Origin of the sequence: Paraburkholderia tagetis (genome assembly GCF_022213065.1) — a bacterium.
GTDB lineage: Bacteria > Pseudomonadota > Gammaproteobacteria > Burkholderiales > Burkholderiaceae > Paraburkholderia > Paraburkholderia tagetis.
Window position 1 is genome coordinate 186,865 of sequence record NZ_JAKLJA010000006.1, and the last position, 25,928, is coordinate 212,792.

27 protein-coding genes and 2 tRNA genes are annotated in these 25,928 nt (G+C 65.5%); 12 read left to right on the top strand and 17 right to left on the bottom strand.

Annotated features, from left to right (window positions below; translation table 11 throughout):
• Positions 1-70: 70 nt before the first annotated feature.
• Positions 71-146: transfer RNA gene (locus L5014_RS10980), tRNA-His, on the top strand.
• Between the two features lie 270 nt (positions 147-416).
• Positions 417-788, top strand: coding sequence for a DUF805 domain-containing protein (locus L5014_RS10985; RefSeq protein ID WP_238463641.1), 372 nt, complete (start codon positions 417-419; stop codon positions 786-788).
• On the opposite strand, the gene L5014_RS10990 is transcribed toward L5014_RS10985, so the two are convergent.
• The 5 genes from L5014_RS10990 to ssuD form a co-directional block, all read right to left on the bottom strand.
• The gene (locus L5014_RS10990) at positions 789-1,031 is read right to left on the bottom strand and encodes a hypothetical protein (RefSeq protein WP_238463642.1); all 243 of its coding nucleotides are present in this window, start codon (positions 1,029-1,031) and stop codon (positions 789-791) included.
• 144 nt (positions 1,032-1,175) lie between these two features.
• Positions 1,176-1,391 carry a TOBE domain-containing protein gene (locus tag L5014_RS10995; protein WP_238463643.1) on the bottom strand — a complete coding sequence of 72 codons (216 nt, stop codon included), beginning with the start codon at positions 1,389-1,391 and terminating at the stop codon, positions 1,176-1,178.
• A gap of 59 nt (positions 1,392-1,450) precedes the next feature.
• On the bottom strand, positions 1,451-2,452 hold the full coding sequence (locus L5014_RS11000) for an ATP-binding cassette domain-containing protein (RefSeq protein ID WP_238463644.1): 1,002 nt from the start codon (positions 2,450-2,452) through the stop codon (positions 1,451-1,453).
• On the bottom strand, positions 2,449-3,306 hold the full coding sequence (gene ssuC, locus L5014_RS11005; protein WP_238463645.1) for an aliphatic sulfonate ABC transporter permease SsuC: 858 nt from the start codon (positions 3,304-3,306) through the stop codon (positions 2,449-2,451). The genes L5014_RS11000 and ssuC overlap by 4 nt, the downstream gene beginning before the upstream one ends.
• 109 nt (positions 3,307-3,415) lie before the next feature.
• Positions 3,416-4,573: an FMNH2-dependent alkanesulfonate monooxygenase gene (gene ssuD, locus L5014_RS11010; RefSeq protein WP_238463646.1), complete on the bottom strand. Its 1,158-nt coding sequence runs from the start codon at positions 4,571-4,573 to the stop codon at positions 3,416-3,418.
• A 356-nt stretch (positions 4,574-4,929) separates the two neighbouring features.
• On the opposite strand from ssuD, the gene L5014_RS11015 reads away from it, so the two are divergent.
• Positions 4,930-5,355: a hypothetical protein gene (locus L5014_RS11015; protein WP_238463647.1), complete on the top strand. Its 426-nt coding sequence runs from the start codon at positions 4,930-4,932 to the stop codon at positions 5,353-5,355.
• Between the two features lie 53 nt (positions 5,356-5,408).
• Here the strand turns inward: L5014_RS11015 and L5014_RS11020 are convergent, their stop codons facing one another.
• From L5014_RS11020 to L5014_RS11030, 3 genes are all read right to left on the bottom strand, one after another.
• A complete protein-coding gene (locus L5014_RS11020) occupies positions 5,409-6,566 on the bottom strand; it encodes an enoyl-CoA hydratase/isomerase family protein (protein ID WP_238463648.1) in 1,158 nt (385 codons plus the stop codon).
• 105 nt (positions 6,567-6,671) lie between these two features.
• Entirely contained in the window at positions 6,672-7,436 is a 765-nt protein-coding gene (locus L5014_RS11025) for a TetR/AcrR family transcriptional regulator (protein WP_238463649.1), read from the bottom strand.
• Positions 7,437-7,503: 67 nt separating this feature from the next.
• Entirely contained in the window at positions 7,504-7,788 is a 285-nt protein-coding gene (locus L5014_RS11030; RefSeq protein ID WP_338019279.1) for a DUF1488 family protein, read from the bottom strand.
• Positions 7,789-8,066: 278 nt separating this feature from the next.
• Between L5014_RS11030 and L5014_RS11035 the strand changes: the two genes are divergently transcribed.
• Positions 8,067-8,279: a hypothetical protein gene (locus tag L5014_RS11035; RefSeq protein WP_238463651.1), complete on the top strand. Its 213-nt coding sequence runs from the start codon at positions 8,067-8,069 to the stop codon at positions 8,277-8,279.
• A gap of 8 nt (positions 8,280-8,287) precedes the next feature.
• Here L5014_RS11035 and L5014_RS11040 read toward each other — a convergent pair whose 3' ends face one another.
• Both L5014_RS11040 and L5014_RS11045 read right to left on the bottom strand, forming a co-directional pair.
• A complete protein-coding gene (locus L5014_RS11040; protein ID WP_238463652.1) occupies positions 8,288-8,620 on the bottom strand; it encodes a DMT family transporter in 333 nt (110 codons plus the stop codon).
• A 10-nt stretch (positions 8,621-8,630) separates the two neighbouring features.
• On the bottom strand, positions 8,631-9,128 hold the full coding sequence (locus tag L5014_RS11045; protein ID WP_238463653.1) for a heme-degrading domain-containing protein: 498 nt from the start codon (positions 9,126-9,128) through the stop codon (positions 8,631-8,633).
• Positions 9,129-9,359: 231 nt separating this feature from the next.
• On the opposite strand from L5014_RS11045, the gene L5014_RS11050 reads away from it, so the two are divergent.
• From L5014_RS11050 to L5014_RS11080, 7 genes are all read left to right on the top strand, one after another.
• Positions 9,360-9,436 (top strand) — tRNA-Met (locus L5014_RS11050).
• Between the two features lie 238 nt (positions 9,437-9,674).
• Positions 9,675-10,220 (top strand): NUDIX hydrolase, encoded by a 546-nt coding sequence (locus L5014_RS11055; protein WP_238463654.1) that lies wholly within the window; start codon positions 9,675-9,677, stop codon positions 10,218-10,220.
• 13 nt (positions 10,221-10,233) lie between these two features.
• Positions 10,234-10,998, top strand: coding sequence for a leucyl/phenylalanyl-tRNA--protein transferase (gene aat, locus L5014_RS11060; RefSeq protein ID WP_238463655.1), 765 nt, complete (start codon positions 10,234-10,236; stop codon positions 10,996-10,998).
• A 171-nt stretch (positions 10,999-11,169) separates the two neighbouring features.
• Positions 11,170-11,949, top strand: a complete 780-nt coding sequence (locus L5014_RS11065; RefSeq protein ID WP_238463656.1) for an arginyltransferase — start codon at positions 11,170-11,172, stop codon at positions 11,947-11,949.
• 143 nt (positions 11,950-12,092) lie between these two features.
• Positions 12,093-13,127 (top strand): quinone-dependent dihydroorotate dehydrogenase, encoded by a 1,035-nt coding sequence (locus L5014_RS11070; protein WP_238463657.1) that lies wholly within the window; start codon positions 12,093-12,095, stop codon positions 13,125-13,127.
• Between the two features lie 127 nt (positions 13,128-13,254).
• On the top strand, positions 13,255-14,052 hold the full coding sequence (locus L5014_RS11075; RefSeq protein ID WP_238463658.1) for a transporter substrate-binding domain-containing protein: 798 nt from the start codon (positions 13,255-13,257) through the stop codon (positions 14,050-14,052).
• A gap of 183 nt (positions 14,053-14,235) precedes the next feature.
• Positions 14,236-14,895 (top strand): amino acid ABC transporter permease, encoded by a 660-nt coding sequence (locus tag L5014_RS11080; RefSeq protein ID WP_238463659.1) that lies wholly within the window; start codon positions 14,236-14,238, stop codon positions 14,893-14,895.
• Between the two features lie 3 nt (positions 14,896-14,898).
• Here the strand turns inward: L5014_RS11080 and L5014_RS11085 are convergent, their stop codons facing one another.
• From L5014_RS11085 to L5014_RS11095, 3 genes are all read right to left on the bottom strand, one after another.
• Positions 14,899-15,957 carry a Gfo/Idh/MocA family protein gene (locus tag L5014_RS11085; RefSeq protein ID WP_238463660.1) on the bottom strand — a complete coding sequence of 353 codons (1,059 nt, stop codon included), beginning with the start codon at positions 15,955-15,957 and terminating at the stop codon, positions 14,899-14,901.
• 217 nt (positions 15,958-16,174) lie between these two features.
• Positions 16,175-16,894, bottom strand: a complete 720-nt coding sequence (locus L5014_RS11090; RefSeq protein WP_238463661.1) for a FadR/GntR family transcriptional regulator — start codon at positions 16,892-16,894, stop codon at positions 16,175-16,177.
• Positions 16,895-17,204: 310 nt separating this feature from the next.
• A complete protein-coding gene (locus tag L5014_RS11095) occupies positions 17,205-18,833 on the bottom strand; it encodes a mannose-1-phosphate guanylyltransferase/mannose-6-phosphate isomerase (protein ID WP_238463662.1) in 1,629 nt (542 codons plus the stop codon).
• 791 nt (positions 18,834-19,624) lie between these two features.
• On the opposite strand from L5014_RS11095, the gene L5014_RS11100 reads away from it, so the two are divergent.
• Complete coding sequence (locus L5014_RS11100) at positions 19,625-20,359, top strand: Crp/Fnr family transcriptional regulator (RefSeq protein ID WP_238463663.1); 735 nt, start codon at positions 19,625-19,627, stop codon at positions 20,357-20,359.
• A gap of 178 nt (positions 20,360-20,537) precedes the next feature.
• On the opposite strand, the gene rpiA is transcribed toward L5014_RS11100, so the two are convergent.
• The 4 genes from rpiA to rnr form a co-directional block, all read right to left on the bottom strand.
• Entirely contained in the window at positions 20,538-21,233 is a 696-nt protein-coding gene (gene rpiA, locus L5014_RS11105; RefSeq protein WP_238463664.1) for a ribose-5-phosphate isomerase RpiA, read from the bottom strand.
• 178 nt (positions 21,234-21,411) lie between these two features.
• Complete coding sequence (locus L5014_RS11110; protein WP_238463665.1) at positions 21,412-22,404, bottom strand: N-acetylmuramoyl-L-alanine amidase; 993 nt, start codon at positions 22,402-22,404, stop codon at positions 21,412-21,414.
• 45 nt (positions 22,405-22,449) lie between these two features.
• Positions 22,450-23,193, bottom strand: a complete 744-nt coding sequence (rlmB, locus tag L5014_RS11115) for a 23S rRNA (guanosine(2251)-2'-O)-methyltransferase RlmB (RefSeq protein ID WP_238463666.1) — start codon at positions 23,191-23,193, stop codon at positions 22,450-22,452.
• A 231-nt stretch (positions 23,194-23,424) separates the two neighbouring features.
• Positions 23,425-25,926 (bottom strand): ribonuclease R, encoded by a 2,502-nt coding sequence (gene rnr / locus L5014_RS11120; protein ID WP_238463667.1) that lies wholly within the window; start codon positions 25,924-25,926, stop codon positions 23,425-23,427.
• Positions 25,927-25,928 lie beyond the last annotated feature (2 nt).

Consider the following 25,928-nt stretch of genomic DNA (forward strand, 5'->3'; position numbering starts at 1 on the left):
TGTGTATATAATCTTGCTTCTTGATTGACGCCGCTCACAAAGCAGCGCCAGCAAGAAAGCAGTAACAGCGGTGGCTGTAGCTCAGTTGGTAGAGTCCAGGATTGTGATTCCTGTTGTCGTGGGTTCGAGTCCCATCAGCCACCCCAAGCATTCAAGCAAAAAGCCCAGTTCATTGAACTGGGCTTTTTGCTTTCCGGGTTTCACGCAGATATTTCTCCAGCACTCCGGAGAAGCGCATTAGCGGCTCAATTCAGCCAATAAATTCATAACGAATAATCTGCAGGACGCCAAATCAATAAACTCGATAATATCGCCGGTACCCCGCGTCCACCCCACCGCGGCCATTGCGTAAAATCGCGCTCCACAGCGAGATAACCCCTATAAAGCTCCATCGACGACGGAAAAATCGATCACACATGGAAAAGTGGCTTGAACGACGCTTCACGCTTTCCGGCCGCGCCACGCGCCGCGAGTACGCCATCACGATGGCGCTGTTTCTGGTCTTCGTTTTCGCGCTCGATACCCTCATGCCCGAAGTCGATCGCGGCAATACGCTTCCCGCCGCGATTCTCGGCATCGTGATTGCCTGCGTGGCATTCTGGATTCCCGTTGCCGCAATGGTGCGCCGGCTCCACGATATCGGTATGAGTGGATGGTGGTGGTGGTTGACGGCAGCCATGCCGCTTGGCCAGATCGGCATGGTGCTGCTGCTGTTTGTCGGCCCCGATAAATTCAATCCCGCACGCCATTATCCGAACCCGCGTAAAAGCGGCGCACATCCTGCCTGATTATTGCGCGGCGCCGCTGTCGATCCACGCGCGGGCCGCCTCGAAACCCGCCTCGGCGGCGGCGTGCTCGGTCGACCAGAGACGGTCGATATGGACCAGTTGCCAGTCCGCTATCACGGCGCCGGCCTTGAGCACGCGATAGTGTGCCTTCACGCCCGTAAGCACCTGTTCGACCGCGACCTCGACGTCGTAGTCCTTATAGCGCTCCTCGTAGTCGCCCATGTCGATGCCTTTCGGCTCCATGATCGTCTCTCCGTCGTGGCTTGCCGGTCCATCCTCGCACTTCCAGGCCGGGCACACAACCGCCCGCATAAAAAGCCGCTTGCACGCTCCGCAAGGCGGCCAATACGCGACTGAAAAGCGATTAATAAGCGGCGACCACGCAACTCAAAAACGCGCGATCGACACCTCCGTCGACTTCACGAGCGCGACCACTTCCGAGCCGACCTTCAACTCGAGTTCGTCGATCGAGCGCGTCGTGATGACCGACGTGACCACGCCAAACGGCGTGTCGACGTCCACTTCCGAGACCACAGGCCCGCGGATGATCTCCTTGACCTTGCCGCGGAACTGGTTACGCACGTTGATGGCAGAAATACTCATTGAATCGGCTCCTGACATTGATAGACGAAAATCACGGGGACAAGTACTTCGCGATGCGTTCAGACAGCCCAGCGCACATCCGCGGGACGCAGGCCGTAAGGCGTTTCCTCGGCCTGCGGTGCATGCGCGCCCGCGGGCGTCTCGCTGCCCAGCACGCGCTGCAATACGCGTTCTTCGAGCGCGGCAAAGCGGGCGTCGGCGCGGGCACGCGGACGTTCGAGCGGCACACGCTGGTCGAGTGCGATGCGGCCCTGCTCCACCAGCAGGATGCGATCGCCCAGCGCGACGGCCTCATGCACGTCGTGGGTGACCAGCAACGCGGTAAAGCGATGCTCGCGCCAGAGGCGCTCGATCAGCGCATGCATTTCGATGCGCGTGAGCGCGTCGAGCGCGCCAAGCGGCTCGTCGAGCAGCAGCAGGCTCGGCCGATGCACCAGCGCCCGTGCCAGCGCCACGCGCTGACGCTCGCCGCCCGAGAGCCGCGCGGGCCACTCGTCGGCGCGCGCGAGCAGCCCCACTTCGTCGAGCACCGCGCGCGCGTCGTCGCGCGCACCGCGCCCAAGTCCCAGCATCACGTTCTGGAGCACCGTCTTCCATGGCAAGAGCCGCGCGTCCTGAAACATCATGCGCGTCTCGAGCGCCGCGCCGCGCTCGTCGCGCCGCGTAAGCTCGCCAGCATCGGGCGCTTCGAGCCCGGCAACGAGACGCAGCAGCGTGGATTTCCCGCAGCCGCTTCGCCCCACGATCGCCACGAAGCTGCCGCGCTCGATCGAGAGATCAAAGCCGTCGAGCACGACGCGCTCGCCGTACCGCTTGCCCACGCCGCGCAATTCGACGGCGGGATCGTGCGCGCGAGCATCGCTGCGCGCCGCCGCGGCTCTGAGCGTTTCGGCCACGCCTGCGGTGCTCGTGTTCCGATCGTCGGCATGCGTGCGCCACGTGCCGCGCGGCTCGTCGGCTTCGTGCGCCTCGCGCTCCTGAGTGCGCGGCAGTTCGACCTCGGCTTCGAGATCGCGGCCCGCGACGCCGCCGAAATGAACTGCCAACGTGCTTGCGTTCATGCATCGCTCCCTTGTTGATATGCGGGGTGCCAGCGCAGCGCGACGCGCTCGAGCCACTTGGCGAGCCAGTCGGCGAGCTTGCCGAGCGCGGCGTAAAGCAGAATGCCGACCACCACCACGTCGGTCTGGAGAAACTCGCGCGCGTTCATCGTCATATAGCCGATGCCCGACTGGGCGGAAATCGTCTCGGCGACAATCAGCGTCACCCACATCAACCCGAGCGCGAAGCGCACGCCCACGAGAATCGACGGCAGCGCCCCCGGCAGGATCACTTCGCGATAGAGCGCGAAGCCCCTGAGGCCATAACTGCGCGCCATTTCGATGAGGTTCGCATCCACCGAGCGGATGCCGTGGAAGGTATTCACATACACGGGGAAGAACACGCCGAGCGCAACGAGAAACACCTTCGCCTCCTCCTCGATGCCGAACCAGAGGATCACGAGCGGAATCATCGCGAGCGCGGGAATGTTGCGGATCATCTGGATGGTCGAGTCGAGCGCGGTCTCGACCGGCTTGAAGAGACCGGTGGCAAGCCCGAGCGCGAGGCCAATGCCGCCGCCGATCGCGAAGCCCGAAAGCGCGCGCCACGTGCTCACGCGCACGTCCAGCAGCATCTCGCCCGATTCGATCAGCGACCATGCGGCTTTCACGACCGCTAGCGGCTCGGGCAGCACGCGCGTGGAAAGCACGCCGCTGCGCGCGGCCAACTCCCACGCGGCCAGGATCGCGAGAGGCACGAGCCAGGGCGCGATGCGTACGAACGCCTTGCGTCCAAGGAAAGCGAACAGCCGCCCGCCCCGTGAGGCAATGGCCGTGCCGGCTGCGCCGGCGGCAGTCACCGCGGATTGAGTCATCGGTATGTTCTCCTTATCACCTTGCGCCGTGAGAGCGGATGGACATTCGCGTACGCCTGCGCTCGCTGCCGGGTTGATTGACTGATTGATTGATCGGGCTAATTGCGGATCAGCTCTGGCTGACCTTCGGCAGATATTGATTGCCGACCACTTCGCCGAACGGACCGGAGATCGGACCGCCCGCCGTCTTCGCCTGGCGTCCCGGCAGCAGCGGAAACACCAGCTCGGCGAAACGGTAGGATTCCTCAAGATGAGGGTAGCCAGAAAGAATGAAGGTTTCGATGCCCAGTTGCGCGTATTCCTTCATGCGCTCGGCCACCTGCTCCGGATTGCCGACGAGCGCCGTGCCCGCCCCGCCGCGCACGAGGCCCACGCCCGCCCACAGGTTCGGATACACCTCCAGTTCCTTGCGCGTGCCGCGCTTGCCGCCGTGCAGCGCGGCCATGCGGCGCTGGCCTTCCGAGTCCATCTTGTTGAACGCGGACTGAGCGCGCGCGATGGTCTCGTCGTCGAGTCGGCTGATGAGGCGCTCGGCTGCGGCCCACGCCTCGTCTTCGGTCTCGCGCACGATCACGTGCATGCGTATGCCGAAGCGGATCTTGCGGCCGTGCCGCTCGGCACGCGCGCGGATATCGGCGATCTTCTTTGCGACAGCCTCGGGCGGCTCGCCCCACGTCAGATAGGTATCGATGTGCGCACCCGCCATGTCGTGCGCCGCTGGCGACGAGCCGCCGAACCACAGCGGCGGATACGGATGCTGCACGGGCGGATAAAGCGCCCTGCCGCGCTTCGAACTCAAATGCTTGCCCTCGAAATCGATTGCTTCGTTCGTGTGCGAGGCGGCGAGCAGCTTGCGCCAGATATGCAGGAATTCATCGGTGATTTCATAGCGCGTATCGTGATCGACGAACACGCCATCGCCTTCGAGCTCCGCGGCGTCCCCGCCCGTCACGACGTTGATGAGCAAGCGCCCGTTCGAAAGGCGATCGAAAGTCGCGGCCATGCGCGCCGACAGTCCCGGCGACGAAAGCCCCGGGCGAATCGCGACGAGAAACTTCAGGCGCCGCGTCGCGGCGATCAGGCTCGATGCCACGACCCATGCGTCTTCGCACGAACGGCCCGTCGGCAGCAGGACGCCTTCATAGCCGAGCGTATCGGCCGCGACGGCCACCTGCTGGAAGTATGCGAGGTCAGCGGCGCGCGCACCTTCGGCCGTACCCAGATAACGGCTGTCGCCGTGGGTCGGGATGAACCAGAACACATTCATGCGTTGCTCCTGCTTTTGTTCGAGACGTGAGACAGAAAAGTTCAGAACGCGGCGCATGCGATTGCAAGGACAGGGAGACCGGCAAAGCCAGCGGAGTCGGTGAAATCGGACGGGCCGTGACGGCGGCGCCGTCTTCATGGGGACCCAGTCTAGGGATGGCCCTAAGCGTTTTGAACGATTTTTTTGAGCTTAGGTTTTCCACTTTCGTGCTTTGCGCGACGCTTTAGCATACGCAGGTGCAATCACCAGCGCGGCGCGCCGATATAATGGCGCACACATCGACAATAAACCGGCCGGCCGCGCTTTCACGCCTCTTTCAGGTGTGCACGGTCCGCACCACGCACCCTCGCGCCCAAATGCAAAAACTGATTTTGCCGTTCGTATCCGGCTTTCTGGCCTCACTGTTCTTTCGTGAGGCAACGCTCGCGCTGCTTCACGCGGCGCAGGTCATCGACGCCGCCGGATTCTCCACCGAGCCGTTCGCACCGATCGGCCTGCCCGAGTTCCTCGTCAACGCAATCTGGTGCGCCCTGTGGGCCATCCCGATGACATGGCTGCTGCGCATCTCGCCGGTGCGCCCCGCGCCGTGGGTGCAGGCATTCGTGTTCGGCGGCATCGTGCTCACCGCCGCGATGCTGTTCGTGATCGATCCGCTACGTGGCATCTGGCCGAGCGGCAACATGCTGCCGCGCGTCGCCATGGGCTTCGCGTCGAATGCAGTCTGGGGATGGGGCGCGCTCGTGTTCATGCGCGCCTTCATGAGCGAAACCAGCGAAGACTGAGCGGGCTCGCGTGCGCGGCGCGAGATCCGCGCGCGCCGTGCATCGTCGCGGATCTAATCCGGCAACGCCCGCAACGGATGCTCAGCCTCGTCCCAAGGGCTCTTGAACATCGCCTGAACGTCCGCGGGCGGCACATCCTCGATACGTGCGAAGCGCCAGCGCGGATCATTGTCCTTGTCGATGATGCGCGCACGTACGCCTTCCATCACATCGCCCTGCACAAAGCTCGATCGCATGAGATCGAGATCGCGGCGCAACACGTCGGCCATCGAACCTTCCGCCAGCGATACCGCCTCGAGCGACACCGCCATCGACAACGGCGAGCGCTCTCGCAACACCCCCACGATCTGTTCGGCCCACTCGCTTTGCGCATCCTTCTCATCGCGCCGCACGCTCTCCAGCGACGCAAGAATCGCCGCTATCGAAGGCCGCGAAAAGTGCGGGTCGATCCATGCGCGCGCAACGGCCAGCGCGGAGCGCGCGGCACGGCTCTGCACCTCTTCGCCCGTAACGGCCGAGCGGCGAATCCGCTCGACCACCGCCTCGCCCGAAGCGAACGACTCGCTCAGCAACGCATCGAGCAGCGCGGGCCGCATCGATTCGTCGATGAACACATCGGCGAGACCTGTATATAGCGCGCTATCGGCGTCGATCGTCTCTCCGGTCACGGCGAGATAACGCCCGAGCGCCCCCGGCGTGCGCGCGAGGAACCAGCCCATGCCCACATCGGGGAAAAACCCGATGCGTGTCTCGGGCATCGCCATGCGCGTCGTGCCGCCCACCACGCGCAGCCCGCCGGTGCGATGCGCGCCCTGCGAAATCCCCATGCCGCCACCCATCACCACGCCACTCAGCAGTGCGATATAAGGCTTCGGATAACTGAATATTTCATGATTCAGGCGGTACTCCTCGATAAAGAACGTATCGAGTGCGGCCTGATCGCCGGCGCGGTACGACTCATAGAGAAAACGGATGTCGCCGCCCGCGCAGAATGCGCGCGAATGATGCGTGTGCACGATCACGGCGAGCACTTCGGGATCGTCGCGCCAGGCATCGAGTGCGGCCTGCATCGCGCGGATCATCGCCGTGGAAAGCGCATTGAGCGCCTGAGGGCGATTGAGTTCGATGAAGCCGATGCGGTTCATGACCTTCGTGAGCACATACTGCTCGGCATCGGCGGCAAAGACGCTTGCGGTGGCTTCCTGTGACATGGCAATCGATCGATCAGGATGAAAGCACTATGAAAAACGCGTCCGACTCCGGCGCGCGCCATCCTCACACAACACGCCCCTGCGAACCGCGCCCAGCGAGCGCTATCACGACGGAGCCTCCTGCGTTTTGTCCGCCGCACACGCCGGCGGCAGCGCGCCGCTCCGTTCGCCTGCGCCCTCACCCACGGGTGCGCCGAGCCAGGCACCGAGCGCGGCATCGACGATAGGATTCAACGACGCCTCGCGCGCAAACTCCGGCCCAATCAGCGAAAAGGCCACCACGCCATGCAGCAACGCCCATAACGCGTGTGCGAGCAGCGCGGGCTCGCCTTGCGCGCCGTGACGCAAATGCCCTGCGGTGGCGAGCGCTTCGAGCGCATCGACGAACAGATCCGCCACGCGCGCGGCTTCCTCGCAAGGCATCACATCGTTCTGTGCAGCAGGCGCCGGAGGTTCGATCGTCGCCGGCTTTGTCGCGCGACCTCTCGCATGCGTCCCTGAACCGCCGCCCTCGTCCCGCTCCATGTACATGAGCCGATACGCCTGTTGGTGCGTGCGTCCGAATGTGACATAGGCGTGCGCCAGTGCGTGAAGCCGCTCCCAAGGGTCGCCGATCCGCGCGGACGGCTCGAGGTGCGTAAGCAACTGCGCAAATCCCTCGCGTCCGAGCGCACGGGCGATCTCGTCGCGACTGTCGAAATGCAGATAGAGCGAAGCGGGCGAATAGCCGATTGCTTCTGCGAGCCTGCGCATCGAAAGCGCATGAAGCCCGTCGCGCGTCACGATGCGGCGTGCGGCATCCAGTATGCGTGCACGAAGTGCCACGCGAAGCGCGGCGGCACCATGGCCTTTGGGTTCGGCTGTGTTCATGTCTGGACTCGGGCGCGATTCTCGAACCGGCGTGCCGAAAAAACGGGCGCCGGCATACGCGGCATCGTCAGGAAAACAAACGACCCGGCGGGAAATGGCCGCTTTTGAGCAGTACGGGAGTGCCGTTGCTGAGTTCCAGATGCTCGCGCGCCACGGCCTCGATACGCGGGCGTCCCGCATCGAACGCCTGCATCCACGCCTCGCGTCCGGTGGATGGCGCACCGAAATGATCTTCGAGCGCTTCGACGGAGATCGCGCAAGGCACGCGCGCGCCGTCCACCAGCGCGGGAAATACCACGGTGAGATTCGCATCGTGCCAGGACGGCGCCTCGGCAGGAAATCGGATATCCATGTCCAGCCCCGTTGGAAAATCTGCAGAAGAAAACCCGCGCCGGCGGACGGCGGGATCGCGTTCCATGTTACCCGCAGCACGCCGCAAAGGGGTCCATCGCTGGCATCGCCGGCACCGCTTGTATCAGCCGTCGCGCAAGCGGTGGACGACCGGGCGCGGAACCTGCAACACTGCTACTCGTGTGGCACGAATAAAATACGCGCCACACAACCTTTCATTAGTGCAAGCACGGCTTTGCACGGGACCCGAGCGCTAACTCTGGTCGATCTAGGAGAACCATGGAAACGTACCTGAGGGGCCAATACTTCGAAGAAACCCGCGAGATACCCGAGCCGCAGGCCGCGAGCCGCTGGTTCGCCTATGCACAGGAAAATGGCATCGACGTTTCGCGCGCGATCAGCCTGTGGGAAGACGCGGCCACGCCCGAAGGTGAACGAAGCCGCGAGACCGTCGCGGGCTGCGGCATTCGCATCGTGCCGCCCGAACGTTAAGCCAAGTCTTAGTGAGCCTGCATTTTCGAAAACAGATTCAGAACGAGCACGCCTGCCACGATGAGCCCGAGACCGAGCACGGCTGGCAGATCCGGCACCTGCCTGTAGAGCACTATGGCAACGAGCGTGATGAGCACAATGCCTACGCCGGACCAGACGGCGTAGACGATGCCCACGGGCAGGTTCTTGAGCGTGAGCGAAAGACAGTAGAACGCAACGCCATAACCGGCGACGACCACCGCCGAGGGCACGAGCCGCGAAAAACCGTTCGAAGCGCGCAGCGCGGATGTAGCGATGACCTCCGCGACGATCGCGATGGTGAGAATGATCCAGGGAGACATGCGCATCGCGTCAGGCCTTCGCAAGCGCGAGCTTGCTGTAGTCGGCGTCGAGATGGGCGCACAGCGCCTCGACCACAAGTTCGTGATCGAGGCGCTGCGGCAGGCCCGAAACCGTCACCGAGCCGATCACACCGGCGCCCGCGACGATCAGCGGAAACGCGCCACCATGCGTGGCGAAATCGGCGACCGGCAGGCCGTTCTTTTCGGCGAGCGTGGAGCCCGACTGCTGCACGCGCAAGCCGATCGCATACGAGCTACGGCGAAAATGCTCGACCACGCGCGACTTGCGACGCGCCCACTCGACGTTCTCGGGCGTCGCGCCGGCAAGCGCGCAGGTGAACAACGGCAGGCCAAACGTGCGCACGTCGATGGCGAGCGCATGCGAGCGCGCGACGGCAAGCTCGCGCAACAAGGTGCCGAGCTGCCAGGCGCGATCGGCGTCGAAACGGGGGAACACCAGCGCGTTTTCTTGCGCGGCTATCGATTGCAGATCGAGGGCGATGTCCATGAAGGGCTTATGAGGCAGAGTCAGGGGGCTGAGGAAAGAGAAAGAGCCGGCGGCACGCGCTGTCTGCCGCGCCAACCGGGCCTCCGATTCTAGCCTGGCGGCCCTTGCGAGCGGCCCTGAGGGCGCCTTGCCGGCGCGGTCCGCAATGGTTCTGCAAGTGGCCAGAAGGGTATTCGATAATTCTTGTTGCGCCGCCGCAGGATTTACCCTATAATTCTTTTCTCTGACGGACGCGGGGTGGAGCAGTCTGGCAGCTCGTCGGGCTCATAACCCGAAGGTCGCAGGTTCAAATCCTGCCCCCGCAACCAAAGCTTCAAAGCAGTTCGAAAGCTCGAAGTCAAAGTCAGTCAGCGCAATCAAGGGTTACAACGCATCGGCGTGTAACCCTTTTTTGTTTTTCCGGCGTCGATAAATCGCGTCGGCAAGCAGCGGGGCACAGGCGAGCAGACCACGCGGCACCCAGCCCCTATACCGGGGATTTGTGCCCGCTCCCGTCACCGCGTCCTGCGGTGATACACTCGCATCACCCATCCCCCTATCGTGCCCATGAAATTCTGCTCGACTTGCGGTCAGGCGGTCAGCCTGCTCGTCCCGCCCGGCGACAATCGCGAACGCTACGTCTGCTCGCACTGCGGCACCATCCACTACCAGAATCCGCGCAACGTGGTCGGCACCGTTCCCGTCTGGGAAGACAAGGTGCTGCTGTGTCGCCGCGCGATCGAGCCGCGCTACGGCTACTGGACGCTGCCCGCGGGCTTCATGGAGATGGGCGAGACAACCTCTGAAGCCGCCGCCCGCGAGACGCTCGAGGAAGCCGGCGCGCGCGTCGAGGTGCAGAGCCTCTTTTCGCTGCTGAACGTGCCGCGCGTGCATCAGGTGCATTTGTTCTATCTCGCGCGCCTGCTCGACATCGATGTCGAAGCCGGCGAAGAAAGCCTCGAAGTGCGCCTCTTCGAAGAACACGAAATTCCGTGGGACGACATCGCGTTCCCCACCGTCGGCCAGACCCTGCGCTTCTTTTTCGCCGACCGCCAGTCGGGTAGCTACGGCCTGCATACGGGCGACGTCCTGCGCTCCCTGCGCGACGGCTGACTCCCTTCCGGCGATGGTGCCCTGGCTTTCGCCCGACGACCCGTTCCCGCCCATCGAGCGCGCCCTTGGCGCGTCGAGCGGCGCGCCGGGCCTGCTTGCCGCAAGCGCCGACCTGCTGCCTTCGCGCCTCGTCGACGCTTATCGGCACGGCATTTTCCCGTGGTATTCGGACGGCCAGCCCGTGCTCTGGTGGAGTCCCGATCCGCGCATGATCCTGCGCCCCGACGAATTCAAGGTCTCGCCCTCGCTCAAGAAAACGCTCAAGCGCGTGCTGCGCGATCCGGCCTGGGAAATCCGCGTCGACAACGATTTCGCCGCCGTGATGCGCGCCTGCGCTAGTGCGCCGCGCCGCGGCCAGCGCGGCACCTGGATCACCACCGACGTGATCGAGGCCTATTCGAGCCTGCATCGCATCGGCGACGCGCACAGCATCGAAGCCTGGTTCGACGGCCAGCGCGTGGGCGGCCTCTACGGTGTCTCGCTCGGCAAGATGTTCTTCGGCGAATCGATGTTCGCCTCCGTCACCGACGCCTCGAAAATCGCGCTCGCCGCGCTCGCCGCGCATCTGCGCCGCAACGGCGTCGAGCTGATCGACTGCCAGCAGAACACCGCGCATCTGGCCTCGCTCGGGGGCCGCGAAATCGGGCGCAAGGCGTTCATCGCGCATGTGCGCGCGACAGTGAGCGCACCCTCGATCAACTGGCGCTTCGACAAAAGCGTGCTCGCCGACTGGATCGGCCTGGGCCACGCCGACAACAGCGCCGTCTCGGCACTCTAAGCCGCGCACGCAGCTGCGCACTGAGCCGCGCTCACGCCCGCCGCACCTGCACGGCGGCGCGCAATTCGATGGATGCGTGCCTGGCGTCGATGTTAGTATGCAAAGAGAAAACGTCGCATCCGCCATGCGCGGCGCTGTGCGACGATCCGAACCGCTACGAGAGCTGCCAACGTGACGCATCCGAACGAGCTGCCGCTTTCACCGCTTTCCGCGCTGCAATTCTATGCAACGGCGCCCTACCCCTGCAGCTATCTGGAGGGGCGCATCGCGCGCTCGCAAGTGGCGACGCCCAGTCACCTCATCAACTCAGACGTCTATACCGATCTCGTGAAGGCGGGCTTCCGTCGCTCGGGCGTCTTTACCTACCGCCCCTATTGCGACGGCTGCCGCGCCTGCGTGCCGGTACGTGTGCCGGTCGAGCGCTTCGCACCGAACCGCACCCAGCGCCGCGCCTGGAAGCATCACCGCGAGCTCGTGGCGACCGTCGCGCCGCTCCATTACGACGAGGCGCATTACGCGCTCTACATGCGCTACCAGTCGGCGCGGCACGCGGGCGGCGGCATGGACCGCGACAGCCGCGACCAGTACGAGCAGTTCCTGCTGCAAAGCCGCATCAACTCGCGTCTCGTGGAGTTTCGCGAGCCCGATCCGCAGCACCCCGACGAGCCGGGCACGCTGCGCATGGTGAGCATGATCGATATCCTCGGCGACGGGCTCTCCTCGGTCTACACCTTCTTCGAGCCCGACACGCCGCACACGAGCTACGGCACCTACAACATCCTCTGGCAAATCGAGCAGGCGCGTAGTCTGCAACTGCCCTACGTCTATCTCGGCTACTGGATTCGCGAGAGCCCGAAAATGGCTTACAAGGCGCGTTTTCAGCCGCTCGAGGGCCTCTTCGACGGCGTCTGGCGCGCGCTGGGCCCCACCGGCGTCGCCGCCGAAAACTAGCCGCCCTACCTGCACGCGCGGGCCCTCGCGCGGCACACCACGGCGGTCTTCTCATTCACCCGAACCTGGCACCCCGCCTGCGCTGCGAACTTTGTCGCTAAAATAGCGGGTTCTCATTTTCCGGCGCCCGCGCCTTTTCCCCAGTGTTCAGCACCCTTTATCCGCTCGTCCGCGACCGGCTCTTTCGCATGGACGCCGAAGACGCCCACCATTTCGCCTTGCGCGCCGTCGGCGCCGCGGGCCGCACGGGCATGGCAAGCCTCTTCGGGCCGCGCGTGCCCGACTCGCCGCGCACCGTCATGGGTCTCACGTTCCGCAATCCGGTGGGCCTCGCCGCGGGCCTCGACAAGGAAGGCGCCGCCATCGACGGATTCGCCGCGCTGGGCTTCGGCTTCATCGAGGTGGGAACGGTCACGCCGCGTCCGCAGCCGGGCAACCCGCGGCCGCGCATTTTCCGCCTGCCCGAGGCGGGCGGCATCATCAACCGGATGGGGTTCAACAACCAGGGCGTCGAGCAGTTCGTGAAGAACGTACAGGCCGCGCGCTACCGCGGCATCCTCGGCCTGAACATCGGCAAGAACGCCGACACGCCAATCGAGCGCGCCGCCGACGACTACCTGTTCTGTCTCGAGCGCGTCTATCCGTTTGCGAGCTACGTGACGATCAATATCTCGTCGCCAAACACGAAAAATCTGCGCCAGTTGCAGGGCGGCGGCGAGCTCGATGCCTTGCTCGCCGCGCTCAAGGACAAGCAGCAGCGTCTGGCCGACATGCACGGCAAGCTCGTGCCGCTCGCGCTCAAGATTGCGCCGGACCTCGACGACGAGCAGGTCAAGGAAATCGCCGACACGCTGCTGCGCCACAAGATCGAAGGCGTGATCGCGACCAATACGACGCTTTCGCGCGCCGCGGTCGAGGGCCTGCCCAACGCGAACGAAACCGGCGGCCTCTCGGGCCGCCCGGTGTTCGACGCCTCGAACGAAGTGATCCGCAAGCTGCGCGCCGAACTGGGCGAGCAGGTGCCGATCATCGGCGTGGGCGGCATCTTCTCGGGCGAGGACGCGCGCGCGAAGATCGCCGCGGGTGCCGCGCTCGTGCAGGTCTATACGGGTTTCATCTACCGCGGCCCGGCGCTCGTTGCCGAATGCGCGCGGGCGCTGGCCTCGGGCCGCGCGTGAGGCTATAGTTTCAGGCTATGTGCGGCGCATGGCAGACGCCGCCAGCCCTGACGGCGGCACGCTCGGGGCACGCTCCCACGGAGATCCCGGGCTGGCCGCAAAACCGCAGCAAAACAAGAGGAAAACAATGAAAGTCGCCTTGCTGAAGAAGCTCCTTGCGCTCGCACTCGTCGGCGCATCGTTCGTTGCCGCGAGCGCCCACGCCGAAGACCTGCTCGATCAGGCGAAGGCGCGCGGCTCGCTGCGCATCGGCCTCGAAGGCACGTTCCCGCCGTTCAACTCGAAGGCGCCCAATGGCGAACTGGTCGGCTACGACGTCGATATCGCCAAGGCCGTGGCCACGAAGATGGGCCTGAAGCCCGAGTTTGTCACGACTGAATGGAGCGGCATCATCGCCGGTCTGCAGGCAGGCAAGTTCGATGTCATCGTCAACCAGGTGGGCGTCACCGACCAGCGCAAGGCCGCGCTCGACTTCTCGCCGGCCTATACGTACTCGGCCGCGCAGCTCATCCAGCGCAAGGACGATACGCGCCAGTTCAAGGCGCTCGACGACCTGAAGGGCAAGAAGCTCGGCGTGGGCCTGGGCACCAACTACATGGACATGGCGAAGTCGGTGCCGGGCATCGACGTGAAGACCTATCCCGGTGCGCCGGAATACCTGCGCGACCTCGCGGCCGGGCGTCTGGACGCGGCCCTCAACGACCGCCTGATGCTCGCCTACCTGCTGAAGAACTCGCAACTGCCGCTGCGCACAGGCTCGCTCGTCGGCACCGGCAACCCCTCGGCCATCCCGTTCAGGAAGGGTAATCCGAAGTTCGCCAAGGCCATCGACGACGCCATGACGCAACTCGAAGCCGACGGCACCTTCACGAAGATTTCGGACAAGTGGTTCGGCATCGACGTGACGAAGCCGATCACGAAGTAATGATCCGGCTCGCCCAGATCATCTCCGTGCACCATCGTGCGATCCGCGCTCGCGCACGACGCGCAGCGCACAAGGGCTGCCACGTGACATGAGTGGCTCGGGGCGGCATCGCAGGATGCCGCCCCTTGTTTTTACGGCTCGCCTCGCGAGCGCTTCACATCCGCGTCCCATCCGCGTCCTCCCATGCCCATTTCCACGCTCATCATCCAGTCGCTGCCGGTACTCGCGCAGGGTGCGGTGCTGACGGTCAAGTTCGCAGTCCTGTCGATGTTCTTCGGGCTCGTCGGCGGCGCCATGCTCGCGCTCATGGGCATCGGCACGAACCGTGCGCTCGCGTTCATCGCGCGCGTGTACGTGAGCCTCATGCGCGGTACCCCGCTGCTCGTGCAGATCTTCGTGATTTACTACGGATTGCCGAGCATCGGCATCTCGCTCGACCCCACGCCTGCCGGCGTGATCGCGCTTTCCGCGAACGTGGCGGCGTATCTCTCCGAGAGCATGCGCGGCGCGATTCTCGGCATCCACAGCGGTCAGTGGCTCGCTGCCTACAGCCTTGGCCTCTCGCGACGCCAGACGCTGCGCTACGTGATCGCGCCGCAGGCGCTGCGCATTGCGGTGCCGAGCCTCTCGAACAGCCTCATCAGCCTCATCAAGGACACTTCGCTCGTTTCGGTCATTACCGTGACCGAGCTGCTGCGCAGCGCCCAGGAGATCATCGCGTCGACGTATCAGCCGCTGCCGCTCTATCTCGCAGCGGCCGCCGTCTACTGGGTGCTCTGCCAGGTGCTCGAGTGGATTCAGCACTGGTACGAAAAGCGCCTCGCGCTGCCCACGCGGCATTGAGCTTCACTCGCAGTCGAAACGCAAGCCGAGCGCCGCGCGCGCGGCGTCGGCCATCGCGATCATGCGCCGCGAGCTCTCGTGCGGCATGACCGGGCTCTCCAGTGCGCCGGCGCGCAGCAATTCGCAGAAGTGCGCGGTCTCGTAGTTCAGGCCGCCGCCTTCGAAGGGCTCGTCGAGTTCGACCGTGCGTCCGTCGACATAGCGGATCGTCGCGCGCACCGGGTTCCACCAGTTTGCATGGATCGTCACATTGCCGAGCGGCCCCGCCAGCAGCGCATCGCCAAAACCGTGCAGATCGAGCCCGCAAAAGAGCTGCGCGATACCGTTTTCGTGCTGGCAATGGAGGCTTGCAAACGTATCCACACCCGTCGCGCCGAGACGCCCGAAGGTCTGCACCTCGCGCGGCGCGCCTAGCCAGTCGACGGCCAGAAACATCTCGTACACGCCGATGTCGAGCAGCGCCCCGCCCGCATGCTCGAACGAGAACGACGGATGATCGGCGGGAACGTTGGCAACCGAGCAGCCCGCGCGCACGAGGCCTACCGGGCCGATGGGATCGGCTTGCAGATGTGCACGCAAGGCGCGATAGAGCGGATAGAACGGCGGTTTCATCGCCTCCATGAAGAGACGTTGCGCGCGCCGTGCGGCGTCCAGCACGCGCTCGAGCTGCGCGGCGTTCACCGTCGCGGGCTTTTCGCAGAGCACGTGGAGGCCCGCCTCCAGCGCCGCGATCGCATAGTGCGCGTGGCTGTCCTGCAGCGTGGCGATATAGACGGCGTCGATGCCGCTCGCGAGCAGCGCCTCGAAGCTCGCGCATGCGCTCGCGCCACATTCCTGCGCGAGTGTCTCGGCCGGCTCTGCCCGGCGCGACCACACTGCGCTCACGCGCGCACCTTGCACGTGCGCCACGCCCTGAGCGAAGCGTCGCGCGATGCGGCCCGCGCCCACGATGCCCCAGCGTATCGTTGCGTGATTGGTCCCGCTGTTGATTCCGTTAATCCCGCTGCTGGTTCCAGTATCGGTTCCGGTATCGGTTCCGCTGCCCTTCCCTGAGTCGCCCATGCCTTGCCTCGTATCGCCAGTCGACACGCGTTTTCACGCGCGCCTGTTGCATCATCCTGCCCGCCGCGCACACGGTACAACAAGGCGCGAAAAGGCAAAGACTCGCACGATACTGGCTTGCGCGCACGCCGGCAACCAGGCAGCAACCGGGCAAACAACGCAACGCGCGCCCGAAATCAGGTGACGGGTGGCGCCTTCGGCAAACCCACAAGAAGCGTTAGCGCGGCTCGACGGCCTCGGGCGCGAGGGCCCTGTGAAGCTCGTCGGCGGTGAGCTCGATCATGGCCATTGCGGCCGCGCGCGCGTCCTCGGGCGAACGCCGCTCGATCGCGTCGACCACCCCGCCGTGCGCGTTGACGACGTTGGTCCAGCCGTCTTCGCGTCGACTCAGGATGGGACTGACGAGCGTGAGCGCGCCGCGAATGATCGCCGCCATCTGCTGATAGAACTGATTGCCGCTCGCCGCGAGAATACGCGTGTGCAGAAGCGTGTCGGCGGCCTCGCAGCCGTCTTCGCCAGGACTCGTCTGGCGCAGCGCCTCGTAGGCCTCGCGAATGCCGGCAAGGTCCGCCGCACTCGCGCGCTCCGCCGCCAGCGCGCACGCGGCGGGCTCGATCAACGCGCGAAACTCGATCACGTCGCGCAGGAAGTTCTTGTCCGGCTTCGCGCGAAAACGCCAGCTCACCACGTCCTCGTCGATCATGCGCCAGTCGCGCATGGGCCTGATGCGCGTGCCGATCTTGGGCCGCACGTCAAGCATATGGCGCGCCAGCAGCATGGACAGCGCTTCGCGCATGACCGTGCGGCTCACGTCGAACTCTTTGGACAGTACGTCCTGCGGTGGCAGGATCGCGCCGTAACGCTCCTCGACGATGCCCGAAATCAGGCCATCCATGACCTTGCTCACCAGTGAGCGTTCCTTGTTCCCCAGTTCCATGACCCCTCCCCCCGATGCGGCGTAAGCGCGCCTGTTTGACGGTTACAGCGTGGGCCTTCGTGCTTCGTCGAACTTCGTCATACGTTGCCATGCGCATTGCATAATCCGCCAGCCAGGATATCTCCTGACACAAAGATCGCGTGGCAAACACTCATCCGGTACGAGCCTTCTCCCCGACTCTCCCCGATTTGTCCCGACTTGTTCCCGCTAGGCCCTTCGGTTTCCCGAATCCTTGTGATTTACCGTTTCTCGTTACTAATTCGTAATTCATTTGTATTAATTTCCCGCCTACCTCCGCGTGCGACCGCCCTTAGCGCGGCGTGGCAGCGCCGTCGTGCTCTCCCGCGCGTCCGTACTGGTCGTCGAAGCGCACGATGTCGTCTTCGCCGAGATAGCCGCCCGACTGCACCTCGATGATCTCGAGCGGCGTCTTGCCTGGATTTTCGAGCCGGTGCTTCACGCCGAGCGGAATGTAGGTGGACTCGTTTTCCGAAATGAGGAACACGTCCTTGCCACGCGTCACGCGCGCCGTGCCGCGCACGACCACCCAGTGCTCGGCGCGGTGGTGATGCATCTGTAACGAGAGCCGCCCACCCGGCTTCACGACGATGCGCTTGACCTGGAAGCGCTCCCCACGGTCGACCGAGTCATAGCAGCCCCACGGCCGCTCGACGCGGCGATGATGCTGCGCCTCCTCGCCGTGCTGCGCCTTGAGCTTGCCGACGATCGCCTTGACGCTCTGCACTCGATCCTTGGCCACGACGAGCACGGCGTCGGCGGTCTCCACCACCACCACGCCGTGCACGCCCACGCAGGCGACGAGCCGGCCATCGGAATGCGCGAAGCTTTCGGTCGAGTCCTCGAACAGCACGCGCCCGCGCGCGACATTGCCGCTCGCGTCCTTGTCCGAGACCTGCCAGACCGCGTCCCACGCGCCGACGTCGGACCAGCCCGCCACGAGCGGCACGACCACGCCCGCGAGACGCGCATCGGCGCCCACGGACTCCATCACCGCATAGTCGATCGAATCGGAAGGACAGGCGGCGAGCGCCGCCGCGTCGAGATGAACCGCGCCGTCCGCGTCGACGCTCGCGCGTTCGAAGGCCAGCTCGCACTGCGCGGCGATGGCGGGCCGGCAGCGCGCGATGGCCGCGAGCCACACCGAGGCACGCACCACGAAAATGCCGCTGTTCCACCAGTAGTCGCCCGAGGCGACGTAGCGCGCGGCAACTTCGGCATTGGGCTTTTCGACGAAGCGTTCGATGGTGCGCGCACCGCTCGCACCGAGCGTCGTGCCGGCGCCGATATAGCCATAGCCTGTTTCCGCGCGCTGCGGCGGCACGCCGAGCGTGACAATCGCGCCGCGCGCGGCATAGGCCACCGCATCTTCCAGCGCGGCGGCGAATGCAGCCCGATCGGCGATCAGATGATCGGCGGGCATGGCGACCAGGATCGGGTCGCTGTCGCTTTGCGGCACTTGTGTCGACGCGGCTTCTATCGAGGTTTCCGTCGAGGTTTCCGCCGACGTTTTCAGCGCTCTCGCCGCGGCCTGCGCCGCGCATGCGGCAAGTGCGGCCACCGTGAGCGCCGGCGCGGTATTGCGCGCGACCGGCTCGAACACGACGCGCGCCGCCATGCCGCTGCGGCCCAGCCGGTCGACCGTCATGTGGCGCAGCTCCTCGCTGCTCACGACGAGCGGCGCCGCCTTGCGCACCGCAGCGCCGCCGCGTGCGTACACTCCATCGAGCCGGCGCACGGTGGCCTCGAGCAGCGACTCGCCGTCGAGCAGATCGATCAACTGCTTGGGGCAATGTTCGCGTGAAAGCGGCCACAGCCGCGTACCCGAACCGCCAGCCAGCACCACGGGCTGAACGACGAGTGCGACTTCGGGCTCATTTGCCGCGGCAATCAAGCCGGCCGGCGTGACGACCTGGTTCATGCGGGAAGCTCCCCGTTCGGATGTCAGGTCCAGGACGGGCGCAGCGTGGCGTACTCCCTCGCCTGCCCCCTGGCTATTCGGACTCCATTGGAGCAAAGCGCGGCGGGCGATTCTGTACGCATACCCACACTGACCGCGCGCTACCGCACGGGCGGACTGCCGGCCGGCAAGAGACATTTGCGCAGGCACGTGCCGCGCTTGCCGGGCTGTTGTGCGTACAACGCACGACCGTCCGGTCGGCAAAGTGTTGCGTAATGCGGCATACCACGGCATCCATGTTTCAGGCGCGAACGTTTCCGCGCAGCTCGCCTGCGGCGCAACGCAACTGAATCAAATTCGAACGATTTCGCGCACGTCGCGGCCATCTGGCCGCCGGCCCCGGGCAGGCGTGTTTCAGCATGGAGTCATTTTCGAACGAGGCCTCAAGAGCGCCGAATAATTCAAACAATTCAATTACTTGCACCCTGAACCAAAGCACCGGTGGCTGCCGCGCCCCGGCCAGGCGTCGTACATATTTGAAACAAAAACGACGCGTTACTCCGGTGCGCTCGCGCGGTCACACTCGCAAAGCCGCGCACGCACACGGTTTGCGAGTCTCTGGCACACACCCTGCTTAGTGGGAAGCGCCACACAGGCGTAACGCATACAACCGATATAGCGAACGCACTCGGGACTATGGGGCCGGCACGACGAACCAATAGCCGCTACGGGAAGCGGCATATAAAAAGCGGTTCAGCGGCCGGAATGAGAAGACAGGAGGCGGTGAAAGCCGCTTCGCACGAGGACCAATCATGTTGACCCTTCAATCGGACCTGCACGGCAACCACCTGCTCGGCGCATTGCCCTCGCACGAATGGCAAGCACTCGCGCCGCATCTCGAACTCGTCCATCTGCGCACCGAACAACTGCTCTGCGACTCCGGCCAGCGCATTCATCACGTTTATTTTCCGACCACGGCGATCATCTCCATGCTCTCTACGATGGAAGACGGCAGCTCCGTGGAAATCGCAGCGGTAGGCCGCGAGGGCATGACGGGCGTGCCCGTGCTCACGGGCGGCGAAACCATGCCCAATCGCGTGCAGGTGCAATGCACGGGCTTCGCATATCGCATGAGCGCGCAAAGCCTCAGGCAGCAGTTCGCGCGCTCGGACTTCCTGCGCCGCCTCATGCTGCTCTATATGCACGCGCTGCTCACGCAAGTGGCGCAGACCGCTGCCTGTAACCGCCACCATTCGCTCAGCAAGCAGCTATGCCGCTGGCTCCTGATCGAAGTGGACCGCGTGGCATCGAACGACCTGACGGTCACGCAGCAGCTCATCGCCGACATGCTTGGCGTGCGTCGCGAAGGCATCACCGAAGCGGCCGGCAAGCTGCACGACGAAGGCCTGATCCACCACAGCCGCGGCCGCATCCGCGTGCTCGACCGCAAGGGGCTCGAAGCCCGCGCCTGCGAGTGCTACGGCCTCGTGCGCCGCGAATTCGATCGCCTGCTGCCACGCCTTCAACAGGCGGAAACGGTGGAATGAGCCTGTCCGCGGCCGCTACGCGGGACCGGCTGGCTTTCTTGTCTTGATGGCGCTGTTGGCGAATTTTGCGAGGCGTGCTCGCTGCAATATCGTCAGGATCCCTGATCGATTTGAATCAGAAACGAGCGACGGCGCGCCCACCGCTTAACGGTGTGTGCGCCGTCGCTCGCGTACGCTATCAGCCCTTGCGGTAGTCGATGCGCTCGATGCCCGTTGCGCCGCCCAAGAGGCACAGGTCGGCGCCGCGTGCCCCGAACAGACCCACGGTCACGACACCGGGCCATGCGTTGACGTGCGCCTCGAGCGTGCGCGGGTCGCTGATACGCAAGCCCTTCACGTCGAGAATCTCGTTGCCGTTGTCGGTGAGATAGGGCGAACCGTCCTTCTGCACGCGCAGCACCGGCACGCCGCCGAGCGCCGTGACGCGGCGGCCGATGGCCGTGCGCGCCATCGGCACGACTTCGATCGGCAGCGGGAACTGGCCGAGCACGTCCACGAGCTTGCTCGCGTCGGCGATGCACACGAACACCTCCGACACCGAGGCGACGATCTTCTCGCGCGTGAGCGCCCCGCCGCCGCCCTTGATCATCGCACCCGCTGCGTCGATCTCGTCGGCGCCGTCCACGTAGACGGGCAGCGATTCAATCTCGTTCAGGTCGAAGATCTTGAAGCCGTGTGCTTCGAGGCGCGCCGTGGTCGCGATCGAGCTCGACACGGCGCCGCGGTAGCGGCCCTTGCTGGCGGCCAGCGCGTCGATGAAGCAGTTCGCGGTCGAGCCGGTGCCGACGCCAATCACGGCGCCTTCCGGCACGTGCGCATTGACATAGTCGGCGGCGGCCTGGCCGACCAGTTTCTTGAGTTCGTCTTGAGTCATGATGGGGGACTGCCCGAGGAAGGGAAAACGCGGAAAACGCATAGTTTACCGGAGTTGCGGGCCGCCGCTGTGGCGACTACGCACGCTGTGGGCCAACGTGCACTCAAGCGCACCGAAGCGCACCGAAGCGCACCCATGCGCACCGGCGCGCGAAGCCCCGCACGCCGGCGAGCCGTATTCAGGGCGCGGTTTCGGTCGCGCCAGGCGGCACGCTCGCGGCTCGATCGACGTATTTGTCGAGCAACGCCTGCGCGATCGCATCGGTTTCGGCATCGGGCATGCCCGAGTAGTCGCGCGGCCGGAAATGCATCTGAAAGGCCGCGAACACGCGCCGCGTGCGCTCGTCGAGCACGCCGTCGGTCGCGACCGCGTAGCCATAGCGCGCCAGCTTCGTTTGCAGACCGAGCACGTCGGCCGGTGCATCGGGGGCCCGGCCCGCGAGGTCGGCGTCGACGGTCGCGTCGTCGGGCCACGCACCGACGCCCGCCTCGTAAAGCTGCTTCCACGGAAAAAGCGGGCCCGGATCGATCTTGCGCTGCGGGGCGATGTCGCTATGCCCCACCACGCGCGTGGGCGGAATGCCGTAGCGCGTGACGATGTCCTTCGAGAGCGCGATGATCGCCGCGACCTGATCGGGCGGCCAGGGCGCCCACTCGCGCCCCCGCGGCTCCTGCGACGTTGCTGGCGACGTTGCTTGCGACGTCGTGAGCGGCCCCGCATTGACGTTTTCGATACCGATCGAAGCGGCGTTCAGCTCGGTGGCGCCCTGCCACTCGCTCGCGCCCGCGTGCCAGGCGCGTTGCGCCTCGGGCACGAGTTGCAGCACGACGGGCTTGCCGTCGCGCACCGGCGGGTGCTCGGGAACGAGGTAATGGGCGCTCACGTTTTCCCGCGTCAGTTCTTCGAGCGCAGTGGGTTCGTCACCCTGCGTGTAGTGCAGCACGAGAAAGCGGATGCGCGAGTCGGCGCTGCGCGCATGATATTGCGTGTCGGCGACGTAGCCGCCGCGGTCGATCATCGTGGCGGGCACGCACGCGGCGAGCGCCAGCGCGGCGAGCGAAGCCGCGCTGAGCGTGCTGCATGCGTTGAACGGACTGAGTGCGCTAAATGAGCCGGCCGCGCCGGACCGGCCAATCGCCGGCAGCGACACGTGCGTTTTCGCAATCCGCATGGCAGCGCGGCTCGCCTTGCGCAGGAACGGCATGCGCGAGACGCGTCAGCGGGCGGCCGCGCGTTGACGCACTGCCTCGAACAAGCACACGCCGCTTGCGACGGAAACGTTCAGGCTCTCGACCGTGCCGGCCATCGGAACGTGCATGACCTCGTCGCAGGTTTCGCGCGTGAGGCGTCTCATGCCCTCGCCTTCGGCGCCCATCACGAGCGCGACAGGGCCGTCGAGCTTCGTCTGATAGAGGCTCGCGCTCGCGTCGCCGGCGGTGCCGACCACCCAGACGCCCGCGTCCTTCAACTCGCGCAGCGCGCGTGCGAGGTTCGTGACGGTGATGTACGGCACCGTATCGGCCGCGCCGCTCGCCACCTTGGCGGCTGTGGCGTTCAGGCCCACCGCACGGTCGCGCGGCGCGATCACCGCGTGGGCGCCGGCGGCGTCGGCCACGCGCAGGCACGCGCCGAGGTTGTGCGGATCGGTCACGCCGTCGAGCACGAGTAAAAGCGGCGAGCCCTGGATACCGTCGAGCAGCTCGGCCAGGTTCTGCGCGAGCGGCAGATCGTGCACGCGCGCGACCACGCCCTGATGGCGCTCGGTGCGCGCGAGACCCCACAGGCGCGTCTCGTCGGCGGCGATGATGCGCACGCCCGCGTCCTTCGCGGCATGCAGGAAGTCCTGCATGCGGCGGTCGCGCCGCGTCGTGTCGTAATAGACATCCTCGACCGTGGACGCGTCGTGCCGCAAGCGTGCGGTCACTGCATGAAACCCGTAAAGAACCTTGAGACGTGACATGACTGGATACAACCCCTGATGAACGGTTCGCGGGGCGTGCCTCGCACCGCGAACGAGTGTGATTCTGCCGGCCGACGCGCGGTCCGGGTCACGCCATGCCCGAACCTGCGGGCAAGGCGTGTCTGGTCAAACGACCATGCGCCGCGCGGCATTCGCGGCGCGGCGCAATGTTGCTACAAACGCTGCGCGCCCTCGCGCGCAGCACTGCTTCAGCGCTTGTTCAACGCTTGTTCAACGCTTCTTGCGCGGCGCAGACTTCTTGGCGGCCGCCTTCGACGCCGCGCGCTTCTTCGCGGTCTTCGCCGCGCTGCGCGCCGCGCGCGCTTCCTTCACGGCCGCGCTCGGCCCCGGCGCGGCCTTCTTGTGCCGGACGTCGCCGCCCTGGCCGCCCTGGCCGCCTTGACCACCCTGCCCAGGCATCGAGCGCACGCGCGGACCGCCGCCGTCCTGCCCGCCGCGCTCCTGCTGGCCCTGCCCGCCGCGATTCATCGCAGGCTTGACCGGCGTGTCGCGCACGAGGCGGAAGTCGATCTTGCGCGCATCGAGATCGACGCGGCTCACCTGCACGCGCACACGGTCCGAAAGACGGTAGCGGATACCGGTGCGCTCGCCGCGCAGCTCGTTCTTGATCTCGTCGTACTGGAAGTAGTCGGAGCCCAGTTCCGTCACATGCACGAGGCCTTCGATGAACAGCGAATCGAGCTGCACGAAAATGCCGAACGACGTCACGCCGCTCACCATGCCGCCGTATTCCTCGCCGAGCTTGTCGCGCATGAAGTAGCACTTGAGCCAGGCCTCGACGTCGCGCGAGGCTTCGTCGGCGCGGCGCTCGTTGGCCGAGCAATGCAGACCGAGCTCTTCCCAGATCGCCGTGTTCGCGCCGCGAGCGCGCTTGCCGCGCTTCGCTTCGTCTTCGGCTTGCAGCGCGCGGGCGCGCGGCGAGATAGCCGTGTTGAGCTCGACGCCTTCGGGCGCCGCCGGCTGATACTTCTTGCCCTGCAGGACCGCGTAGATCGCGCGGTGCGTGAGCAGGTCGGGATAGCGGCGGATCGGGCTCGTGAAGTGCGCGTAGGCCTCGTAGGCGAGGCCGAAGTGACCGATGTTGTCCGGGCTGTAGACGGCTTGCTGCATCGAGCGCAACAGCATCGTTTGCAGCATCTGCGCGTCGGGCCGGTCGCGGATGTGCGCCATGAGCGCCGCGTAGTCGCTGGCGTGAGGCGTGTCGCCGCCGCCCAGCGAGAGGCCCATGCCGCGCAGGAAGGTGCGCAGGTTCTCGAGCTTCTCGGCGCTCGGCCCCGCGTGCACCCGGTACAGGCCCGGATGCTTGTTGCGCTTCATGAAGTCCGCCGCGCAGACGTTGGCCGCGAGCATGCACTCTTCGATCAGCTTGTGCGCGTCGTTGCGCTGGCGCGGCACGATCTGCTCGATCTTGCCCTGCGCGTTGCAGACGATATAGGTCTCGGTGGTATCGAAGTCGATCGCGCCGCGCTTCTGGCGCGCCGCAAAAAGCGACTTGTAAACACCGTAGAGGTTCTGCAGATGCGGCAGCAGCGCCGCGCGCCGCATCGCCTCCGGTCCCTTGGTGTTCTTGAGCACCGCCGCGACTTCGGTATACGTGAGGCGCGCAGCCGAATGCATCACGCCCGGATAGAACTGATACGCCTTGATCTCGCCGCGCGCGGTGATGACCATGTCGCACACGAGCACGCAGCGGTCCACGTGCGGATTGAGCGAACACAGGCCGTTCGAGAGCTTCTCGGGCAGCATCGGAATCACGCGGCGCGGGAAGTACACCGACGTGCTGCGCTCGATGGCATCCACATCGAGGCCGCTGCCCGGCAGCACGTAGTGCGAGACGTCCGCGATGGCCACGAGCAGGCGGAAGCCGTCGCCGCGCCCGACCTTCATCGGCTCGCAATAAACGGCGTCGTCGAAGTCGCGCGCATCTTCGCCGTCGATGGTGACGAGCGGCACGTCGCGCAGATCGACGCGATAGCGGATATCGGTGGGACGCACGGCGTCGGGCAGCTTCGCGGCATCGTCGAGCGCGGCCTTGCTGAACTCGTGCGGCACGCCGTATTTGCGCACGGCGATCTCGATCTCCATGCCGGGGTCGTCGATATCGCCGAGCACTTCCAGTACGCGGCCGAGCGGCTGCGAGTGGCGACTCGGGAAATCCGTGAGCTCGACCACCACCACCTGCCCGACCTTGGCCTTCTTCGCGTTCTGCGTGACAAGAATGTCGTGGCCGATACGCTTGTCTTCGGGCGCGACGATGAGCGCGCCGTTTTCGTTCAGAAGCCGGCCGATCACACTGCGGTTCGCGCGGTCCGTGACCTCGACGATATGCCCTTCCGGGCGCCCGCGACGGTCGTAGCCGACGATGCGCGCGAGCACGCGGTCGTTGTGCATGACCTTCTGCATCTCGCCTTGAGGCAGGAACAGATCGTCCTGGCCGTCGTCGCGCACGAGAAAGCCGTAGCCGTCGCGATGGCCCTGCACGCGGCCGGCCACGAAGTTGGACGGATGCGCGAGCTGATAATGGCCGCGCGAGTCGAGCCGGATCTGCCCGTCGCGCTCCATCGCGGCGAGCCGCCTGAAAAACCCTTCGCGCTCCTGGCGCTTGATGGCCAACGCCTCGGCGATATCGTTCGCGGTACAGGGCGATTCGCTGGTCCGCAGCACGCCGAGGATCTCTTCGCGGCTGGGAATCGGATACGGATATTTGCTCAAGG

Bases quoted from the DNA above. Each gene is read 5' to 3' on its own strand.
- L5014_RS11100 (WP_238463663.1), top strand. From the start codon at position 19,625: ATGTTGACCCTTCAATCGGACCTGCACGGCAACCACCTGCTCGGCGCA.
- rpiA (WP_238463664.1), bottom strand. From the start codon at position 21,233: ATGACTCAAGACGAACTCAAGAAACTGGTCGGCCAGGCCGCCGCCGAC.
- ssuC (WP_238463645.1), bottom strand. From the start codon at position 3,306: ATGACTCAATCCGCGGTGACTGCCGCCGGCGCAGCCGGCACGGCCATT.
- L5014_RS11055 (WP_238463654.1), top strand. From the start codon at position 9,675: ATGAAATTCTGCTCGACTTGCGGTCAGGCGGTCAGCCTGCTCGTCCCG.
- L5014_RS11040 (WP_238463652.1), bottom strand. From the start codon at position 8,620: ATGTCTCCCTGGATCATTCTCACCATCGCGATCGTCGCGGAGGTCATC.
- L5014_RS11045 (WP_238463653.1), bottom strand. From the start codon at position 9,128: ATGGACATCGCCCTCGATCTGCAATCGATAGCCGCGCAAGAAAACGCG.
- rlmB (WP_238463666.1), bottom strand. From the start codon at position 23,193: ATGTCACGTCTCAAGGTTCTTTACGGGTTTCATGCAGTGACCGCACGC.
- aat (WP_238463655.1), top strand. From the start codon at position 10,234: ATGGTGCCCTGGCTTTCGCCCGACGACCCGTTCCCGCCCATCGAGCGC.
- L5014_RS11030 (WP_338019279.1), bottom strand. From the start codon at position 7,788: ATGGATATCCGATTTCCTGCCGAGGCGCCGTCCTGGCACGATGCGAAT.
- L5014_RS11035 (WP_238463651.1), top strand. From the start codon at position 8,067: ATGGAAACGTACCTGAGGGGCCAATACTTCGAAGAAACCCGCGAGATA.
- L5014_RS11095 (WP_238463662.1), bottom strand. From the start codon at position 18,833: ATGAACCAGGTCGTCACGCCGGCCGGCTTGATTGCCGCGGCAAATGAG.
- L5014_RS11075 (WP_238463658.1), top strand. From the start codon at position 13,255: ATGAAAGTCGCCTTGCTGAAGAAGCTCCTTGCGCTCGCACTCGTCGGC.
- ssuD (WP_238463646.1), bottom strand. From the start codon at position 4,573: ATGAATGTGTTCTGGTTCATCCCGACCCACGGCGACAGCCGTTATCTG.
- L5014_RS11080 (WP_238463659.1), top strand. From the start codon at position 14,236: ATGCCCATTTCCACGCTCATCATCCAGTCGCTGCCGGTACTCGCGCAG.
- L5014_RS11015 (WP_238463647.1), top strand. From the start codon at position 4,930: ATGCAAAAACTGATTTTGCCGTTCGTATCCGGCTTTCTGGCCTCACTG.
- L5014_RS11110 (WP_238463665.1), bottom strand. From the start codon at position 22,404: ATGCGGATTGCGAAAACGCACGTGTCGCTGCCGGCGATTGGCCGGTCC.
- L5014_RS10985 (WP_238463641.1), top strand. From the start codon at position 417: ATGGAAAAGTGGCTTGAACGACGCTTCACGCTTTCCGGCCGCGCCACG.
- L5014_RS11000 (WP_238463644.1), bottom strand. From the start codon at position 2,452: ATGAACGCAAGCACGTTGGCAGTTCATTTCGGCGGCGTCGCGGGCCGC.
- L5014_RS11085 (WP_238463660.1), bottom strand. From the start codon at position 15,957: ATGGGCGACTCAGGGAAGGGCAGCGGAACCGATACCGGAACCGATACT.
- L5014_RS10990 (WP_238463642.1), bottom strand. From the start codon at position 1,031: ATGGAGCCGAAAGGCATCGACATGGGCGACTACGAGGAGCGCTATAAG.
- L5014_RS11020 (WP_238463648.1), bottom strand. From the start codon at position 6,566: ATGTCACAGGAAGCCACCGCAAGCGTCTTTGCCGCCGATGCCGAGCAG.
- L5014_RS10995 (WP_238463643.1), bottom strand. From the start codon at position 1,391: ATGAGTATTTCTGCCATCAACGTGCGTAACCAGTTCCGCGGCAAGGTC.
- L5014_RS11090 (WP_238463661.1), bottom strand. From the start codon at position 16,894: ATGGAACTGGGGAACAAGGAACGCTCACTGGTGAGCAAGGTCATGGAT.
- L5014_RS11025 (WP_238463649.1), bottom strand. From the start codon at position 7,436: ATGAACACAGCCGAACCCAAAGGCCATGGTGCCGCCGCGCTTCGCGTG.